The sequence below is a fragment of the Ensifer sp. genome (assembly GCF_035999185.1).
GTDB lineage: Bacteria > Pseudomonadota > Alphaproteobacteria > Rhizobiales > Rhizobiaceae > Ensifer.
The window spans coordinates 47,034-64,555 of sequence record NZ_DASYHB010000197.1; the positions used below are offsets into that span (position 1 = coordinate 47,034).

At 62.3% G+C, this 17,522-nt stretch carries 17 protein-coding genes; 15 read left to right on the top strand and 2 right to left on the bottom strand.

Going from position 1 to position 17,522, the window contains the following annotated elements:
* The first annotated feature begins 12 nt into the window (after positions 1-12).
* Positions 13-579, top strand: a complete 567-nt coding sequence (locus VGO04_RS26665; RefSeq protein WP_327498975.1) for a hypothetical protein — start codon at positions 13-15, stop codon at positions 577-579.
* Here the strand turns inward: VGO04_RS26665 and VGO04_RS26670 are convergent.
* Positions 544-945, bottom strand: coding sequence for a DUF2177 family protein (locus VGO04_RS26670; protein WP_327498976.1), 402 nt, complete (start codon positions 943-945; stop codon positions 544-546). The two genes, VGO04_RS26665 and VGO04_RS26670, sit on opposite strands and share 36 nt — an antisense overlap.
* A gap of 121 nt (positions 946-1,066) precedes the next feature.
* Between VGO04_RS26670 and VGO04_RS26675 the strand changes: the two genes are divergently transcribed.
* From VGO04_RS26675 to apnL, 9 genes are all read left to right on the top strand, one after another.
* Positions 1,067-1,447, top strand: a complete 381-nt coding sequence (locus VGO04_RS26675; RefSeq protein ID WP_327498977.1) for a DUF2147 domain-containing protein — start codon at positions 1,067-1,069, stop codon at positions 1,445-1,447.
* A 20-nt stretch (positions 1,448-1,467) separates the two neighbouring features.
* Positions 1,468-2,298 (top strand): DUF1365 domain-containing protein, encoded by an 831-nt coding sequence (locus VGO04_RS26680; protein ID WP_327498978.1) that lies wholly within the window; start codon positions 1,468-1,470, stop codon positions 2,296-2,298.
* 307 nt (positions 2,299-2,605) lie between these two features.
* Entirely contained in the window at positions 2,606-3,433 is an 828-nt protein-coding gene (locus VGO04_RS26685; RefSeq protein WP_327498979.1) for a phosphogluconate dehydrogenase C-terminal domain-containing protein, read from the top strand.
* Between the two features lie 123 nt (positions 3,434-3,556).
* Positions 3,557-4,498, top strand: coding sequence for a D-ribose ABC transporter substrate-binding protein (locus VGO04_RS26690; protein ID WP_327498980.1), 942 nt, complete (start codon positions 3,557-3,559; stop codon positions 4,496-4,498).
* A gap of 66 nt (positions 4,499-4,564) precedes the next feature.
* Positions 4,565-5,203, top strand: a complete 639-nt coding sequence (locus VGO04_RS26695) for a DUF2291 family protein (RefSeq protein WP_327498982.1) — start codon at positions 4,565-4,567, stop codon at positions 5,201-5,203.
* Positions 5,204-5,205: 2 nt separating this feature from the next.
* Complete coding sequence (locus VGO04_RS26700; RefSeq protein WP_327498983.1) at positions 5,206-6,750, top strand: sugar ABC transporter ATP-binding protein; 1,545 nt, start codon at positions 5,206-5,208, stop codon at positions 6,748-6,750.
* The gene (locus VGO04_RS26705) at positions 6,750-7,814 is read left to right on the top strand and encodes an ABC transporter permease (RefSeq protein ID WP_327498984.1); all 1,065 of its coding nucleotides are present in this window, start codon (positions 6,750-6,752) and stop codon (positions 7,812-7,814) included. The genes VGO04_RS26700 and VGO04_RS26705 overlap by 1 nt, the downstream gene beginning before the upstream one ends.
* A 2-nt stretch (positions 7,815-7,816) precedes the next feature.
* Positions 7,817-8,851, top strand: coding sequence for a Gfo/Idh/MocA family oxidoreductase (locus VGO04_RS26710; protein WP_327498985.1), 1,035 nt, complete (start codon positions 7,817-7,819; stop codon positions 8,849-8,851).
* Positions 8,848-10,719 (top strand): D-apionate lactonase, encoded by a 1,872-nt coding sequence (apnL, locus tag VGO04_RS26715; RefSeq protein ID WP_327498986.1) that lies wholly within the window; start codon positions 8,848-8,850, stop codon positions 10,717-10,719. The genes VGO04_RS26710 and apnL overlap by 4 nt, the downstream gene beginning before the upstream one ends.
* Positions 10,720-10,769: 50 nt before the next feature.
* On the opposite strand, the gene VGO04_RS26720 is transcribed toward apnL, so the two are convergent.
* The gene (locus tag VGO04_RS26720; protein ID WP_327498987.1) at positions 10,770-11,486 is read right to left on the bottom strand and encodes a transcriptional regulator NanR; all 717 of its coding nucleotides are present in this window, start codon (positions 11,484-11,486) and stop codon (positions 10,770-10,772) included.
* A 149-nt stretch (positions 11,487-11,635) separates the two neighbouring features.
* Between VGO04_RS26720 and oiaX the strand changes: the two genes are divergently transcribed.
* From oiaX to VGO04_RS26745, 5 genes are all read left to right on the top strand, one after another.
* Positions 11,636-12,892, top strand: a complete 1,257-nt coding sequence (oiaX, locus tag VGO04_RS26725) for a 3-oxo-isoapionate-4-phosphate decarboxylase OiaX (RefSeq protein ID WP_327498988.1) — start codon at positions 11,636-11,638, stop codon at positions 12,890-12,892.
* A 2-nt stretch (positions 12,893-12,894) separates the two neighbouring features.
* The gene (locus VGO04_RS26730; protein ID WP_327498995.1) at positions 12,895-14,196 is read left to right on the top strand and encodes a four-carbon acid sugar kinase family protein; all 1,302 of its coding nucleotides are present in this window, start codon (positions 12,895-12,897) and stop codon (positions 14,194-14,196) included.
* Positions 14,197-14,559: 363 nt separating this feature from the next.
* On the top strand, positions 14,560-15,708 hold the full coding sequence (locus VGO04_RS26735) for a mandelate racemase family protein (RefSeq protein WP_327498989.1): 1,149 nt from the start codon (positions 14,560-14,562) through the stop codon (positions 15,706-15,708).
* Between the two features lie 18 nt (positions 15,709-15,726).
* Complete coding sequence (locus VGO04_RS26740) at positions 15,727-16,356, top strand: SGNH/GDSL hydrolase family protein (RefSeq protein ID WP_327498990.1); 630 nt, start codon at positions 15,727-15,729, stop codon at positions 16,354-16,356.
* 86 nt (positions 16,357-16,442) lie between these two features.
* Positions 16,443-17,522 (top strand): ABC transporter substrate-binding protein (locus tag VGO04_RS26745; RefSeq protein WP_327498991.1); only part of this gene is annotated, 1,080 nt, incomplete at its 3' end.

The window sequence follows — 17,522 nt, forward strand, 5'->3', positions numbered from 1 at the left end:
ATTGTCGGTGCGTTGCGGCGTTATGCAAGCCACCCGGACCCGCGTGTGCAGGCGGCGAACGTCATTTCCCTCGTAGTTGCGTCCAACCAGCCGTTCTACCCGCTCTACCTCTATTGGCTTGTCAGCGACGAGGTGACGCCTGCGCTCTTCACCTTTTTCTCGACGCCGTTTTTTCTTGCCGTGCCGGCACTGGCGAGGAGACAGACGGTTGCGGGTCGCGCGCTTCTGCCGCTTGCGGGGATCGGCAACACGGTTCTTTGCGCCTGGCTGTTCGGCTCGCAGTCGGCGGTCGAAGTCTTCTACATACCCTGCGCGGTGATCGCGCTTCTGGTGTTCCGCCCGCACGAGCGTCTTTTCGGCCTCGTTCTGGCCGGCATGGCTTTCGGCGCCTACTTTCTCTTCAATGGCAGATATGGAACGCCCATGGTCGCTTACAGTGCTGACGAATATGCCGCACTTGCCCGCCTCAACGCGCTCAGCGCCAGCATGCTCACCGGCTTTGTCGCTCTCGTCTTTTCCAATGCGCTGGCCGAGGCCGAGGGCTCAAGCAAAACGGTTGGCGACAAGAAATCCGGCTGACGCGCCAACGGCCGTGACGAAGGCGCCCCACGGAATGTCGGCAAGCGTCACAGCCAAAGGCCAGTCCCTCAGCGTCGCCTGATTTGTCAGATCATAGGTGGCATAGGCGACGATGCCGAGCACGGCGCCATTGAGCGCCGCCTTTGCGAGCCGACCATCCTCAATGGCCGGCAGCACCGCAAAATAGACGATCCCGGCGATGTAGATGAGATAAAAGCAGATGGCCGGCGCCAGATTGAACGGCGTTTCGAGCTTGTCGCCGAGAAGCGGGCGATAGAGCGTGTCGGCCATCGCCGTCAGCCAGATCGCATCGACGATCAGGAATGCGATGCCAGCCGCAAGGTAGGCGATGACGACTGTCTTCATCCCGGCGTCTCCCGTTGGACCATCGTTTTACGCCTGCCGCGACCGGATGGATCACCAAAGTGAACCGATCGGCCCACCGGCCCGTATCAGAGAAGATCGCCGGATCGCCGAGGAGGATGCGATGAAGACGACTGTGCTGGCCGCAGCGGCCATTCTGCCGCTTCTTTCCTCGGTTGCGCTGGCGCAGCAGTCCGCTGATCCAAGCGGCGTCTGGCTGCGTGATGACGGCAACGCGCGCGTCGAGATCGCGCCTTGCGGTGACAAAATCTGCGCCACCAATCTCTGGATCGGCGATACGAGCAAGGGCGAAGCGGCGGGCGACCGGCTGGTGATGTCGCTAAAGGCCGACGCCGCCGATACACTGTCGGGAACCGCCTACGACGAGAAGCGCGACAGAACCTACTCGATCACTGTCAAGGTGTCCGATCACGCCCTCGTCACGCGCGGCTGCATACTTGGTGGCGTTCTGTGCCGGGACGTTCACTGGAAACCGGCCCGCTGAATGGTTGAACGGGACATGCGATGAAGGACGACCGCATCACGAGCATGGCTGAAAACGGCCCGCCGCCTGCAGCCGCCGCAACGCTCTATCCGGGCAAGGTCATGCACCAGCGTTTGAGCCCGTTCGGTCACCGCTTCAGCTATTCCGTGTTCTCGCTGCTGGTCGACGTTGACCAACTGGCGGTACTTGATCGCCTGTCCTGGCTGCTTTCGGTCAACCGGCCCGGACCTCTGTCGTTCTGGGAACGGGATCACAGCGAGGACGAGAGCGAAACGCTGCGCCAGTTCGCCGACAGGCTTCTGGCGCGTGCAGGACTGGCAGAGCCGGCGTCCCGGGTTCTGCTCCTCGCCTATCCCCGGATGTTCGGCTACGCCTTCAATCCGATTTCCACCTATTTTGCCTATGATGCCAGCGGCAGCCTGATCGCCATCATCTATGCCGTGCGCAACACTTTCGGCGAACGACACAGCTATGTCGCGCCCGTGTTGCCGGAAGAAACAAGTCCCGCCGGCATCCGCCAGAGCCGCGCGAAAATCCTTCACGTCTCGCCCTTCATGGACATGGACCTGCGGTACCACTTCCGCGTCCTGCCGCCCGGCAAGACCGTGCGGTTGCGCATTCACGAAACGTCGGGCGATGCCGCCCTTCTGGCCGCAACGTTCACCGGACATGCGGCGACAGTCACCAGTGGGACGCTTGCAAGATGCCTGGTGCGTTTTCCGTTGATGACAGTGAAGGTTATCGCCGGCATTCATTGGGAAGCGCTGAAGCTCTGGGCGAAGGGCGCTCGGTTTCGCCGAAGCCCACCACCGCCACCGACGGCCAGTTTCGGCGACGCCAACGTCCATTGACGTCCCCAGGCCTGGAGAGGAGCCGCGGTTCGCGGTAGCGACCTCAAGGCGACGCCGCGCCGTACGCCATCTCTTCCCGGAATGACTGACCAGCCCCTCACAGAGCGCCGATAACGACGCGCCGATAACCCTGCGCGCCCAGTACCAGCGCTTCGGCGCGGCGACCGTGAGGGCTGCATCAACATATTATCAAGGGTAGTTATTGACATGTCATACCAGTTGGGAAATATTCCTCTGGCGCCGAAGGATAGGCGCTGAGATCGAAACCCTCCGTCATGGTCAGGGTTCGGCGATGAAGGAGATTTCGATGACGTCGATCGCGCTTTTCGGTGCTGGTGGCAAAATGGGCTATCGGCTCGCTTCGAACCTCAAGGGTTCGCGCTTCGACGTGCGGCACGTTGAAGTGAGTGATGTCGGCAAGGCGCGTCTGGAAAAGGACCTCGGCCTTGCCTGTGTCCCGGCCGAGGTGGCGCTCAAAGGTGCGGATGTCGTCATTCTCGCCGTTCCCGATACGGCGATCGGCAAGGTCGCATCCGGTATCGTCGATCGCCTGGAGCCGGGCACGATGGTCGTTGCCCTCGACGCTGCTGCCCCTTTTGCCGGCCATCTGCCGCAGCGCGCAGACCTTACCTACTTCGTCACCCATCCCTGCCACCCGCCAATTTTCAATGACGAAACGGATCCGGCCGCGAAGCGTGATTTTTTCGGTGGCATCGCCGCCAAGCAGCACATCGTTTCTGCGCTGATGCAGGGGCCCGAGAGTGCCTATGCCCTTGGCGAGGAAATCGCCCGGGTGATCTGGGCGCCGGTCATGCGCTCCCATCGCGTGACGGTGGAGCAGATGGCGCTGCTGGAACCGGGCCTTTCAGAAACGGTCTGCGCGTCCTTGCTCGTCGTCATGCGCGAGGCGATGGACGAGTGCGTCCGCCGCGGCGTTCCGAAGGAAGCGGCACGCGATTTCCTGCTCGGCCACATGAATGTGCTTGGAGCCGTGATTTTCGATGAGACACCGGGCGTGTTCTCGGATGCCTGCAACAAGGCGATCGAATTCGGCAAGCCGGTGCTGATGAGAGACGACTGGAGGCGGGTGTTCGAGCCGGCGGAAATCGCGGCCAGCATTCAACGCATCACCTGACATGCGGCGGGCGCAGCCCGCCACCTTGGCGCGCTTACGGCGCCCAAATGAAGCGATCGCACCGGGGGCCACTTTCAATGGAGGGGTGGTCGAGGAAGTCCTGTGCCTAACTGGGAGGAAAATATGAACGTTACCCGTAGATTGATCACCGTCGGTTTCGTCGCCGTCATGGCCGCAAGCGCCGCGATGCCGGCCTTCGCCGCGGACCTTATCGCCATCATTACACCGAGCCACGACAACCCCTTCTTCAAGGCCGAAGCGGTCGGCGCCGAGGCCAAGGCGAAAGAACTCGGCTACGAAACGCTGGTGCTTGTACACGATGACGACGCCAACAAGCAGTCGCAGCTGATCGACACGGCGATCGGCCGTGGCGCCAAGGCCATCATCCTCGACAACGCCGGCTCCGAAGCCTCGATTGCCGCCGTCAAGAAAGCCAAGGACGCAGGCGTTCCCTCGTTCCTGATCGACCGCGAAATCAACGCGACCGGCATTGCGGTCTCGCAGATCGTTTCGAACAATTATCAGGGCGCGCAGCTTGGCGCCGAAGAGTTCGTGAGGCTGATGGGCGAGAAGGGTAACTACGTCGAACTGCTCGGCCGTGAAGCGGACCTCAATGCGGGCATCCGCTCGAAGGGCTACCACGATGTCATGGACGAATATCCCGAGATGAAGATGGTCGCCCAGCAGTCGGCCAACTGGAGCCAGACAGAGGGCTACTCCAAGATGGAGACGATCCTTCAGGCCAACCCGGATATCCAGGGCGTGATTGCCGGCAATGACACAATGGCCATGGGCGCGATCGCCGCACTTCAGGCGGCCGGTCGCAAGGACGTCATCGTCGTCGGCTTCGACGGCTCCAACGACGTGCGCGACTCGATCAATTCAGGTGGCATCAAGGCGACGGTCATGCAGCCCGCTTACGCGCAGGCCCAGCTCGCCGTCACCCAGGCGCATGAGTACATCACGACCGGCAAGGCGCCAGCCGAAGAAAAGCAGCTGATGGACTGCGTGCTGATTACGGCAGCCAACGCCGACAAGCTCGAGACGTTCGCGCTCTCCGAATAACTTTCCCGCGATAGCGCAAGGCGGCTGAGCCCGCCTTGCGTTCTATAGTCATGACGGAGAACGGGAATGCTTAAGGTTCAGGCTGCATGCACACTCATGCTTGCCGGCGCGCTTGCGCTTGGGGGCTGCAAGCTCGTCAAAACGGAAGACGAGCAAAGGCAGGCGGCTGCAGGTGCGTTCAATCCTGACAAGCTGGTCGCCGACATCTGGGATGCCAAGGTCGTGCCCTATCTCGATGGTCGCGCCGGCGCGATCCAGGACGTCGCGGCGTTGACCGCGAGCAACCTCGATGCCGCTGCGGAAAAATACGGACATAAGGAAAAGCAGGGCAATGCGCCCTGGACCTTTGCCGCCAAGATCGACGGCGTCATCGTGGCGGAAGAAACGAAGTCGCGCGCGGCCTATGTCGACGTGGATGTCGACGGTGACGGCAAGGCGGATGTGCGCGTCTCGATAGGTCCGGCCATCCGCGGCACGGCGCTGCGCGACAGCCTCGCCTTCGTCAACTTCAACGAATTCAAGAACCAGATCGAATGGGCCCAATACGGCAAGTCGTTCAACACCCATGTGAACGGCGCCCTGCTGGAAAAGCTGCCGCGTGAGGGCCTGACCGGCAAGACGATCAAGGCAACCGGCGCCTATCCGCTGCCGGCCAAGGGCCAACTGCCGCAGCTGGTGCCGGCCACCATCACCGTTGGAGGCTGACCATGAGCGGCATTGAAGACGGGGACGTCATCCTTGAACTTAAGGACATCACCAAGGCCTATTCCGGCATCGTGGCGCTGAAGAAGGCAGACCTCAAGCTCCGGCGCGGGGCCGTCAACGTACTTGTCGGCGAAAACGGTGCCGGCAAGTCGACGATGATGCGCATCATCGCCGGTGTCGAGCGGCCGACGCTCGGGGAAATCCGGCTTGACGGCGAGCGCATCCATCTCGAAAGCCCCGCTGATGCCGTGCGTCACGGTATCGGCATCGTCTTTCAGGAACTGAACCTGTTCGGCAATCTCTCTGTTGCCGAAAACATCTTTGCGACACGCGAGATTACCCGCGGCGTGCGCGGCATCGATCACCGTGCGCAGGTCGAGAAGGCCAACGAATTCCTCAACCGCCTGGAGGCGGGGATCTCGGCCGACACGCTTGCCGAGGACCTGCCGATCGGGCAGCAGCAGCTCGTCGAGATCGCGCGCGCCGTATCGCTCGACACCCGCATCCTGATCATGGACGAACCGACGTCGGCGCTAAGCGCTGCCGAGGTCGATGTCCTCTTCCGGGTGATCTCCGATCTGAAGGCCCGCGGTGTCGCGATCGTCTATATCTCGCATCGCCTGGAGGAATTGATGCGCATCGGTGACTACATCACCGTGCTGAAGGATGGCCAGATCACCGGCCATGCCATGGTCAAGGACATCGACACGCGCTGGATCGTGCGCTCGATGATCGGCTCCGACGCCAAGGATTTCGCCAAGGAGGTCGACCACGAGCCGGGCGAAGAGGTCTTTCGCGCCGAAAACATCTGCCTGCCGCGGGCGCAAGGCGGGTTTGCCGTCGACCATGTTTCGATCGGCGTGCGCAGAGGCGAAATCCTCGGCATCTACGGTTTGATGGGCGCCGGTCGCTCGGAGCTTTTCGAATGCATCATGGGATGCCACGAACACTCCACCGGCAAGATCTTTATCGAGGATCAGGAACTCAAGGGCCGCGATCCGACGCGCCGCATTCGTCAGGGGTTGGCGCTCATCCCTGAGGACCGCCAGCGCGAAGGCCTGGTGCAAACCATGTCGATCGCCGACAATCTGACGATGGCGAGCCTTGGCCAGTTCTTGAAAGCAGGCTTCCACATCGACGTCGCGCGCGAAGCAAGGGCGATCAAGGACGCGATCCGCAATCTTTCGATCAAGGCGAAGAACCCGGAATTCGACGTGACGTCGATGTCGGGCGGCAATCAGCAAAAGGTGGTGATCGGCAAGGCGCTGATGACCGGTCCGAAGGTGCTGTTGATGGACGAGCCGAGCCGCGGCATCGATGTTGGCGCAAAGGCCGACGTCTTTCTGACCATGCGACGGCTGGCGGGCGAGGGCCTCGCCATTCTCTTCTCCACCTCCGACCTCGAGGAGGTCATGGCCCTTTCCGACCGCATCGCGGTCATGAGCAACGGTCGGCTCGTCACTGTCGTCGACCGCAGGCACGCGACGGACGAGTTGATCGTTTCGGCCTCCGCGGAGGGACATAAAACCAAAAGGATGCATGCGTGATGACGACAGCAACGCAAACTGCCGCTGCCGACAGCTTTTCCAGCGGGTCGGCACTGCTCACGCTCATGAAGCTGAGGACATTTATCGCGCTCTTCGCGGTGATCATCTTCTTCTCGATCGCGGCGCCGAACTTCCTTTCGACCGCGAACATGATCCTGATGACGAAGCATGCGACGCAGAACGCGTTCCTTGCAATCGGGATGACCTTCGTCATCATCACCGGCGGCATCGATCTGTCGGTCGGCTCGATCGTCGGCCTCTGCGGGATGATCGCCGGCGGGCTGATCATGTATGGCGTGGTCCTGCCGCTCGGCTACACCATGTACTTCAACGTCATCGAGGTGGCGCTTATCGTGGCCGTCGTCGGCATCCTGATCGGCGCGATCAACGGCCTCCTGATCACCCGGCTGAACGTCGCTCCCTTTATCGCGACACTGGGCACGCTTTATGTCGCGCGCGGTATGGCGCTGCTCTATTCGGACGGCCAGACATTGCCCAATCTCACGGGCCGTGAGGATCTTGGCAACCAGGGTTTCAGCTATCTCGGTTCCGGCACGATCCTCGGCCTGCCCGTCTCCGTATGGATCCTCGTCGTCGTCGCGCTTGCGGCGGGCTACTTTGCGCGCTTCGTGCCGCTCGGCCGGCATATCTTTGCGGTCGGCGGCAACGAGCGTGCGTCGCGCATGTCGGGTATTCGCGTCAACCGCGTCAAAATGTTCGTCTACATGTTCTCCGGCTTCTGTGCGGCCATCGTCGGGCTGGTCATCTCGTCGGAACTCATGGCCTCGCACCCAGCGACCGGCACCAATCTCGAACTCAACGCCATTGCGGCAGCCGTCCTTGGTGGTACATCCATGTCGGGTGGGCGCGGCACGATCGGTGGAACGATCATCGGCGCCTTCGTGATCGGTATTCTCTCGGACGGGTTGGTGATGATGGGTGTCAGTTCGTTCTGGCAGATGGTGATCAAGGGACTGGTGATCATCGTCGCCGTGGTGGTGGACCAAGCCCAACGGCGCCTTCAGCAACGCGTCACCCTCATGCAGATGGCAAAGGCGGGTTGAGCATGGCGAAGATCAAGGGTGCGCTGATCGGCTGCGGCTTCTTTGCCGTCAACCAGATGCACGGCTGGCAGGACCTGGCCGATGTCGAGATCGTCGCGATCTGCGATCGCGATCCGGAGCGGCTCACGATCGTCGGGGACCAGTTTGCGGTGACGCGGCGCTACGCATCGGCGGAAGCGATGTTTGCCGACGGCGGTTTCGACTTCGTCGACATCGCCACCACCGTCGGCAGTCACCGGTCGCTGGTCGAGCTTGCGGCCTCCCACAAGATCCCGGCGATCTGCCAGAAACCGTTCGCGCCGACGCTTGAAGACGCCAAAGCCATGGTCGGGGCGGCCGAAGAGGCTGGCATCCCTCTGATGATCCATGAGAATTTCCGCTGGCAGACGCCGATCCTTGCGGTGAAGGCGGCACTTGAGAGCGGCGCGATCGGCGTGCCGTTCTGGGGGCGCATTTCGTTTCGCTCGGGCTTCGACGTCTTTTCCGGTCAGCCGTATCTCGCCAAGGGCAAGCGCTTCATCATCGAGGATCTCGGCATCCATTCGCTCGATATCGCCCGCTTTCTGTTCGGCGATGTGAGCCGCATGACCGCCCGCACGGCGCGCATCAACCCGGCCCTTGTCGGCGAGGACGTTGCGACCATGCTGCTCGACCACGACAGCGGCATCACGTCGATCGTCGACGTCAGCTATGCCACCAAATTGCCGGAGGAGCCGTTTCCCGAAACCTTCGTCGAAATCGACGGCAGCAAGGGCACGCTGCGCCTCGGCAAGGATTACAGGCTTACCGTCCACAGCGAGGAGGGTACGAAGGAAAGCGTCGTTGCGCCCAACCTGCTGCCCTGGGCATCGCGCCCCTGGCACAACATCCAGGAAAGCGTTGCGCTCATTCAGCAGCATTGGATCGAGCGGATGGCGTCAGGCAAGGAACCGGATACCTCGGGGCGGGACAACCTGAAGACCTTTGCGCTGGTCGAGGCCGCCTATCTCAGTGCGGAGCGCGGCGAGACTGTTGCCGTCGGAGAGCTTCTGGCATGAGCGAAGCGACGTTCCAGCTATACGGAACGGCGGAGCGAGAGCCGGAAATTCGCCCGCTCGCTGCCGGCGATGTGAGCGTGGAGTTACAGAACGGCAACCTGCGCGCCGTGCGTTTTCGGGGTCATGAGGTGCTGCGTGGGATCGCTTTCCTCGTCCGTGACAAGGACTGGGGCACCTGCACTGCGACGATCAGCGATCTTCACGTGACGGAAAAGGAGCATGGCTTCGTTCTGCGCTATCAGGCTCGATTTACCGCACCTTCCGGCGCCAACCTCGATTGCAATGTTTCGATCTCTGGTGATCCGCAGGGCGTCGTCTTTTCAGCCGACTGCGTCAGCGACGCGGATTTCGAAACCGCGCGAGCGGGCTTCGTCGTCCTGCATCCCGTCGTTGGCATCGCTGGCGAGGCTGTCGAGGTCAGGCATGGCGACGGCAGTGTTGAGCATACTCGATGGCCCGACGCGATCGAACCCTGGCAGCCCTTCAAGGACATTGTTGCGCTTGCGCATCGCGTTACACCGGGCATCGTGGCGACGACGGAGTTCGTCGGCGACGTCTTCGAGATGGAAGACCAGCGCAACTGGACCGACGGCTCTTTCAAGACCTATGTGCGCCCTCTGGCCCTGCCATGGCCCTATCTTGTTCGCAGGAACGAGGCCTTCAGCCAGCGGATAGTGGTGACGATCACGGCGGAGGCGGCGGCCCCGGCGATTAAAAGTCTGGATCCGGTGACGATCAGCCTTGTGCCGACGAACATCCGGTTTCCGGCGCTCGGCATCGGGCTGCGGCCGGAATGCCTTGACCAAGAACTTGCTGCGCTCCCGGTGCTGAAGACTGTCGGCGCTGAGCATCTGATCGCTCACTTCGACCCCGGAGCCGGCCATGGGCTCGCGGCTCTGGAGGGGTATGCGACGGTTGCGGCGCGGTCCGGGCTCAAGGTAACACTGGAGCTTGCCGTTCCCTGCGCAAGGCCGCTCGAAGAGGAGATGCGCGGGTTTGCGGCGCTCGTCGATCGTGCGGGCCTCAAGCTCGATACGCTGTTCGTCTGTCCGTCGGTCGATCGGCAGTCGACGCCGCCCGGCAGCGTCTGGCCGGAATGCCCGGATCTTGCCGATATCTATGCGGCCGCGCGTACGGCCTTTCCCGGCCTTCGGATTGGCGGCGGGATGATGAGCTATTTCACCGAACTCAATCGCAAGCGCGTGCCTGCCGATCTCGTCGACTATATCAGCCACACGACGAACCCGATCGTGCACGCAGCCGACGATCTCTCGGTCATGCAGACCTTCGAGGCCTTACGCTACGTCGTCGGTACGACCAGGGCGATCTACGGCGACAAATCCTATCGTATCGGTCCGTCGACGATCGCCATGCGGCAGAACCCTTACGGTAGCGCGACGAAGGACAATCCGAGCGCATCGCGTATCCCGATGGCGAACATCGACCCGCGGCACAACGGCCAGTTTGGCGCGGCCTTCACGCTCGCCTATGCCGCAACGGTCGCGTCTGCGGGGCTCGACGTGCTGACGCTTTCGACGCTTGCCGGTTCGTTCGGTCTCGTTGCAGGCAAGGGCGAGCCATTGTCCGAGGGCGAGCTGCGCCCGCTGGCCCACGTCTTATCCCGGCTCGGCGCCTTGGCGGGCCGGGAGGTTTCGGTCGTGGAGACGTCACGGCCGGACGCGGTGCTGGGGATGGCGGCGAAGGAGCGGCTGTTGATGGTGAACATCACTCCCGACGCGCAGCGGGTCGCCCTGCCGGCAGTGCCGCGCACGGTTTCGCTGATCACGGCTGCCGGTGAGATTCTGGCGCAGGGCGAGGTGGTCGTCCTGCCGCCCTATGCCTGCGCCGACATCGCGCTAACGCTCTGATATTACGCAATTCCGGACGAAAGGTCGTTCCCGCTTTTCCTGGAGTTGCCCTAGCTTTGACCCTTGAGAGCGTAGAGCGCGCGCGATCGTTCCAGGTGCTTGACCATGGCTTGCTCGGCGAGATCGGCATCGCCGCTTTCGATCGCGCGAATGATCTCCTCATGCTCCGAGAGTGTAAAATTCTCCCGTCCCGTCCAGATCAGCATTTCCGTATGATAGGATTTGAGCCATCCGAGCATCGCACCGCTTACCGCAACGAAGATCGGGTTGCCGGAGATCCGCGCAATACAGTGGTGAAACTCCATGTCCGCATCGATGAAGGCATCCGCATCGCCGAGGCTTGCCCGCTGCTTTTCGAGGAGTGCTCTCAGTTGCGCGATATGCTCGGCGGTAGCCTTGCCGGATGCTTCCCGGATCATGCCGCGCTCGAAGAAGATGCGGGCATTTTTCAGGTGCTCGAGCGAATCGGAGGAACCGGAAAGCATGAGCTTTGCCGGCAGGTCGACCTGCCTGATGATGGACTCTGCCGTGATACGCAGGACCTTGGCGCGCTCGCCTTGCGAGATCTCGACAAGGCCCTTTCCGGCTAGCGACTGCATCGCCTCGCGGATCGCCGGACGGCCGACGCCGTAGCGCTCCATGAGTTCCCGTTCGGAGGGCATCTCGTCGCCAGCTTTCAGCTCACCGGTCTCGATCATCTGCTTCAGCCGAGAGAAGACTTCATCGGACAGCTTTTTGCGGACGATAGGTTCGGAAATGGCGTTCATTGAGTCACCTGAATTGGACAGGTCTGAATATGCATCAAGTCTCGTTGCCGCAACAGCCCTGCGAAGATGGCTTGCAATAACATAAATACTCATTATACCAGTTGACGTAAGTAAACAAGCTTGCCGCGACCGTGCGAAAGGGAAAGACCGTGATCCGCCTGACCTATCGGATAGAGACGCCCGGCTCGGTGGAGGCCATGGCGGCAAAGATCGCCAGCGACCAATCGACGGGGACCTTCGTCGCACTGCCCGGCGAAACGGAGGAGCTGAAGGCTAGGGTCGCCGCCCGTGTCGTCGCGGTCCGCCCGCTGCCAGCCACCGACCGCGCCTCGTTTCCCGACGAGGCTGGCGGACATGCGCGCTTCAATCGCGCGGACGTCGATATCGATTTCCCGATGGATGCCGTCGGTACCGATCTTTCGGCCCTGATGACCATTGCCATCGGCGGCGTGTTCTCCATCAAGGGCATGACCGGCATTCGCATCGTCGACATGAAGCTTCCGCAGGCGTTTGCTGCCGCCCATGCTGGCCCGCAGTTTGGGGTTGCGGGCAGTTTTGCGCTCACGGGCGTGAAGGACCGGCCGATCATCGGAACCATCGTCAAGCCGGCATTGGGCTTGAGGCCGCACGAGACGGCCGAGATGGTCGGCGACCTGATCAAGGCCGGCGTCGATTTCGTCAAGGACGACGAAAAGCTGATGAGCCCGGCCTATTCGCCGCTGAAGGAACGGGTGGCGGCGATCATGCCGCTGATCCTTGATCACGAACAGAAGACCGGCAAGAAGGTCATGTACGCGTTCGGCATCAGCCATGCCGACCCGGACGAGATGATGCGCAATCATGACATGGTCCTGCAGGCCGGCGGAAACTGCGCCGTCGTCAATATCAATTCGATCGGCTTTGGCGGCCTTGCATTCCTGCGCAAGCGCTCCGGCCTCGTCTTGCACGCCCATCGCAACGGCTGGGACATTCTCACCCGCCATGCCGGCCTCGGCTTCGAGTTTTCCGTGTGGCAGCAGTTCTGGCGCCTGCTCGGCATCGACCAGTTTCAGATCAACGGCATTCGCGTCAAATACTGGGAGCCGGACGAGAGCTTCGTGCGTTCATACAAAGCCGTCAGCACGCCCCTGTTTGCGGAGAAGGACGTGGCGCTGCCGGTAATCGGATCTGGCCAGTGGGGCGGACAGGCGCCCGATACGATCAAGGCCACGGGCGGTTCCACCAATTTGCTCTATCTATGTGGCGGTGGCATCGTTAGCCATCCCGGAGGTCCGGGGGCAGGGGTGAAGGCGGTCCGGCAGGCCTGGGAGGCTGCGGTTGCCGGCATGCCGCTTGAAGCCTATGCCAAGGATCACCCGGAGCTGGCCCAGTCGATCGCGAAGTTTGCAGACGGCAAGGGGGCCTGATGATGTCACGCCCTTTGATCAGCTATTACGGCGACGACTTCACTGGTTCGACCGACGTCATGGAGGCGCTTGCCTCGAACGGCGTTGACACGGTCCTCTTTCTGAAGGTGCCGGACAATGAGCTCCTGTCGCGCTTTGCCGGTGCACGAGCCTTTGGTCTTGCCGGCACAAGCCGCAGCGAAACACCGGAGTGGATGGACGAGCATCTGCATGCAGCCTTCGAATGGCTGAAAACGCTCGATGCTGAACTCTGCCACTACAAGGTCTGCTCGACCTTCGATTCCGCCCCGCATGTCGGCAACATCGGCCGAGCGATCGAAATTGGCCGCAAAGTCTTCGGCAATAAGACCGTACCGCTTGTCGTCGGCGCGCCGCAGATCCGGCGCTACACTGCGTTCGGCGAACTCTTTGCCGCCTACCAGGGTCGCAACTACCGCATTGATCGGCATCCGGTGATGTCCCGCCATCCGGTCACACCGATGGACGAAGCCAATCTCCTGCTCCATCTGGCAAGACAGACGGCGCTTTCATCGGCGCTGGTCGATCTGGTCGCGCTATGCGGCGAGGTCCAGCCCGTGGAAGCCGACGTGCTCCTTCTCGATGTGCTCGACGACCAAACGCAGGTCGCTGCCGGTGCACTGCTCTGGAACGACCTTCGCCGGCAAAGCCGGTTCGTCTGCGGTTCCTCCGGCGTCGAATATGCGCTGATCCCGTCCTGGCGCCGCCTGGGTCTCGTCGACGACAAGCGCACCTTTGCTCCGGCTGGCCCGGTCGACCGTATCGCCGTCGTTTCGGGCAGCGTTTCGCCGACGACCGAGCGGCAGGTTCGTCATGCGATGGCCAACGGCTTCGACGGCATCACACTCGATCCCCTGGCTCTCTCCGGCGACAACCGTGCATCGGCCATCGCGACGGCTGTCGAAGCCGGTCTGAAGGTGCTTGAAGGCGGCCGAAGCGTGGTTCTTTACACGGCGCTGGGGCCCGCCGCCGACCGGGGTGGGGAACTCGACGCGTCCACGGGTGCGCGCCATCGGCTCGGCCAGGCGCTTGGCCGCATCCAGTCCGAACTTGTCTCGCGGGCGGGCCTTGCCCGTGCGGTGGTCGCCGGAGGCGACACCTCCAGCCACGCGCTCGGCGAGATGGGCATCTCCGCCTTGACCCTGAAAATGCCCTTGCCACAAACGCCCGGTTCGCCACTGTGCATCGCCCATGGCGGCCCTGCGGACGGTCTCCAGATTGCACTGAAGGGCGGCCAGGTCGGGGGCGATGACTACTTCTCCATGATCCGGGCGGGTGCCGCGTAGCGCCCCTTTGCGTCCCCGTATGCGCCGATGATCGAGCCGGCGCCGGGTTTCAGGTCGAACTTTCCAAGTTGTGATCGATTTCATCCCGCCGTCGACAGTCGCCGCGCCGCGCCCGACGAAGCTTAGCTCGCCGTGCGCGCCTTTCATGCGGGTGACGTGCTGCGCGATCCCCTGTTGCTGCAATCACCTTTCTCACCCACTTGAACGCTGGCCTCTCGGCGAGGACCTCGTCGCGTCTTCTTCAGAACATATCTGGCATTTCGTCAAATCATGTCAGACATGTTTGACAAGTTGGCGCTTATCTGTCTTACTGCATTGGACAGAACGGCCTGAGAGCGCCACATATCGCATACCGGAGGAACAATGATCATCACCGACGTCGACGTGCGGGTCTTCCGCACGACCACACGCCGCCACTCGGACAGTGCTGGTCACGCGCATCCCGGCCCGCCGCACCAGGTCGAGCAGGCCATGTTGACCATCCGCACCGAGGACGGTCACGAGGGGCATTCCTTCACGGCGCCGGAGATCGTTCGCCCGCATGTCATCGAGAAATTCGTCAAGAAGGTCCTGATCGGCGAGGACCATCGGGATCGCGAGCGGCTGTGGCAGGATCTCGCTCACTGGCAGCGCGGTTCCGCAGCACAACTGACGGACCGCACCCTGGCGGTGGTCGATTGTGCGCTGTGGGATCTGGCAGGCCGCACGTTGAACCAACCTGTCTACAAGTTGATTGGTGGCTATCGCGACAAGGTTCTCGCCTATGGTTCGATCATGTGCGGGGACGAGCTCGAAGGCGGTCTTGCGACGCCAGAGGATTATGGTCGGTTCGGCGAGACGCTGGTCAAGCGCGGCTACAAGGGCATCAAGCTGCACACCTGGATGCCGCCGGTCAGCTGGGCACCGGATGTGAAGATGGACCTCAAGGCTTGTGCGGCCGTGCGCGAAGCGGTGGGGCCGGATATCCGCCTGATGATCGACGCCTTCCACTGGTATTCCCGCACCGACGCGCTTGAACTCGGGCGAGGGCTCGAGAAGCTCGGCTTCGACTGGATCGAGGAGCCGATGGATGAGCAGTCGCTGTCGTCCTACAAGTGGCTTGCCGACAATCTCGACATTCCCGTCGTTGGCCCGGAAAGTGCCGCCGGCAAACATTGGCACCGTGCCGAGTGGATCAAGGCCGGCGCCTGCGACATCCTACGCACCGGCGTCAACGACGTCGGCGGCATCACGCCGGCCTTGAAGACGATGCATCTTGCCGAAGCCTTCGGCATGGAGTGCGAAGTGCACGGCAACACCGCCATGAACCTGCATGTCGTTGCCGCTACCAAGAACTGCCGCTGGTACGAGCGCGGCCTGCTTCATCCGTTCCTCGAATATGACGACGGGCACGATTACCTGAAGTCGCTGTCCGACCCGATGGACCGCGAGGGCTATGTGCATGTCCCGGATCGCCCCGGTCTCGGCGAGGATATCGACTTCAATTTCATCGAAAACCATCGCGTGCGGTAACGGGCGAGGGAAACTGTGATGAAGACCGTTCTTGCCTTCGGAGACAGCCTGACCTGGGGCGCCGACCCGGCAACGGGCCTGCGTCATCCGCCGGAAGGCCGCTGGCCCGAGGTGCTTAGCGAAACGCTTGGGGGGCGGGCAAAAATCATCCCGGAGGGGCTCGGCGGGCGCACCACCTGCTATGACGACCACGCGGGGCCTGCATGCCGCAATGGCGCCAAGGCGCTGGAAGTGGCGCTTGCCAGCCACATGCCGCTCGATCTCGTCATCGTCATGCTCGGCACCAATGACATCAAGCCCGTGCATGGCGGGCGGGCGGAGGGAGCGGTTTCCGGCATGCGCCGGCTGGCGCAGATCGTCGAAACCTTTCCCTACAAGCCCAAGGGAGCGAAGCCGAAACTTCTGATCGTCGCGCCGCCTCCCTGTTCAACCGGTCCCGGCGGACATCCGGCGGCGGGCCGCAGCGTGGCTGAATCCGAGCGGTTGTCTCCGCTCTACCGCAAGCTTTCGGACGAGCTCGGCCATCCGTTCTTTGATGCCGGCACGGTCACGCGGGCGTCGAAAACAGACGGTGTGCATCTCGAAGCCGCAGACACGGCGGCCATCGGACGGGCGCTCGCCGTGCCCGTTGGCGAAATTCTTGGCTGATCCGGTCTCTGCCTGTGGAGGAACAGGCGGGCGGATCTTGTATTAGGAAGGTCGGTTCCCGCGTGGACGGCCGCAAAGGAGGAAGCATGAAACACTTTCTGGCAACGGTCGCATTCGGCGCACTTCTCGCGACGTCGATGCCCAATCTCGTCCTCGCCGAAACGCCTGAGGATCAGCTCGTCGTCGCAACGACGATGAGCAACATCCTCACGCTCGACCCGGCCGCAATCACCGGCCGCGAGACGGTCCAGGTTTTGAACAACATCTATGACACGCTCGTCGTGCTCTCGCCTGCGGACCGCAGCGTCCAGCCGCGACTGGCAGAACGCTGGGAGGTTTCCGACGATCGCCAGTCGATCCGCTTTCACCTGCGCAGCGATGCCAAATTTGCATCCGGCAATCCCGTAACGGCCCAGGATGTTGCCTGGAGCCTGAAGCGCCTGCTTGCACGTAACCTCGCGCAGTCGTCGTTCCTGAAGACACGCGGCTTCACACTCGAGGCTGCCGACAAGGCTTTCATTGCCGAAGACGAGCATACCTTCTTGCTCAATCTGCCGAAGCCTGACGACCCGAACCTGCTGCTGATGATCCTTGCGCAGAATGGCCCCGGCTCCATCTTCGACAGCAAGACGGTGCTCGAGAACGAGAAGGACGGCGACCTCGGTGCGGCGTGGCTGACCCTGAACTCCGCCGGTTCCGGTCCTTTCACGCTCACGCAGTGGAAGTCGAACGAATACATCATCCTTACGCGCAACGACGACTACTGGGGCGAAAAGGCTGCGATGAAGCGGGTGCTGATGCGCCATCTGCCCGAATCCCAGTCGCAGAGGCTCCTTCTGGAAAAAGGCGACATAGATGTTGCCTACTCGCTGCAGGCACCGGACCTGAAGTCGCTCGAGACCGATGAGGCCGTTGCCATCGCCTCGACGCCGGGCTCCGGCTTCTACTATCTCAGCGTTTCGATGAAGGACGAGAAATTCGCCAACAAGAAGGTTCGCGAGGCGCTGCGCTATCTCATCGACTACGAAGGCCTCGACAAGGCCGTGATGCCTTACTATGGCAAACTGCATCAGCGGCCGCTGTCGACGGGTGTGCTCGGCGCCTTGCCGGACGAAGGCTACAAGCTGGACGTCGCAAAAGCCAAGGCCCTGCTCGCCGAAGCCGGC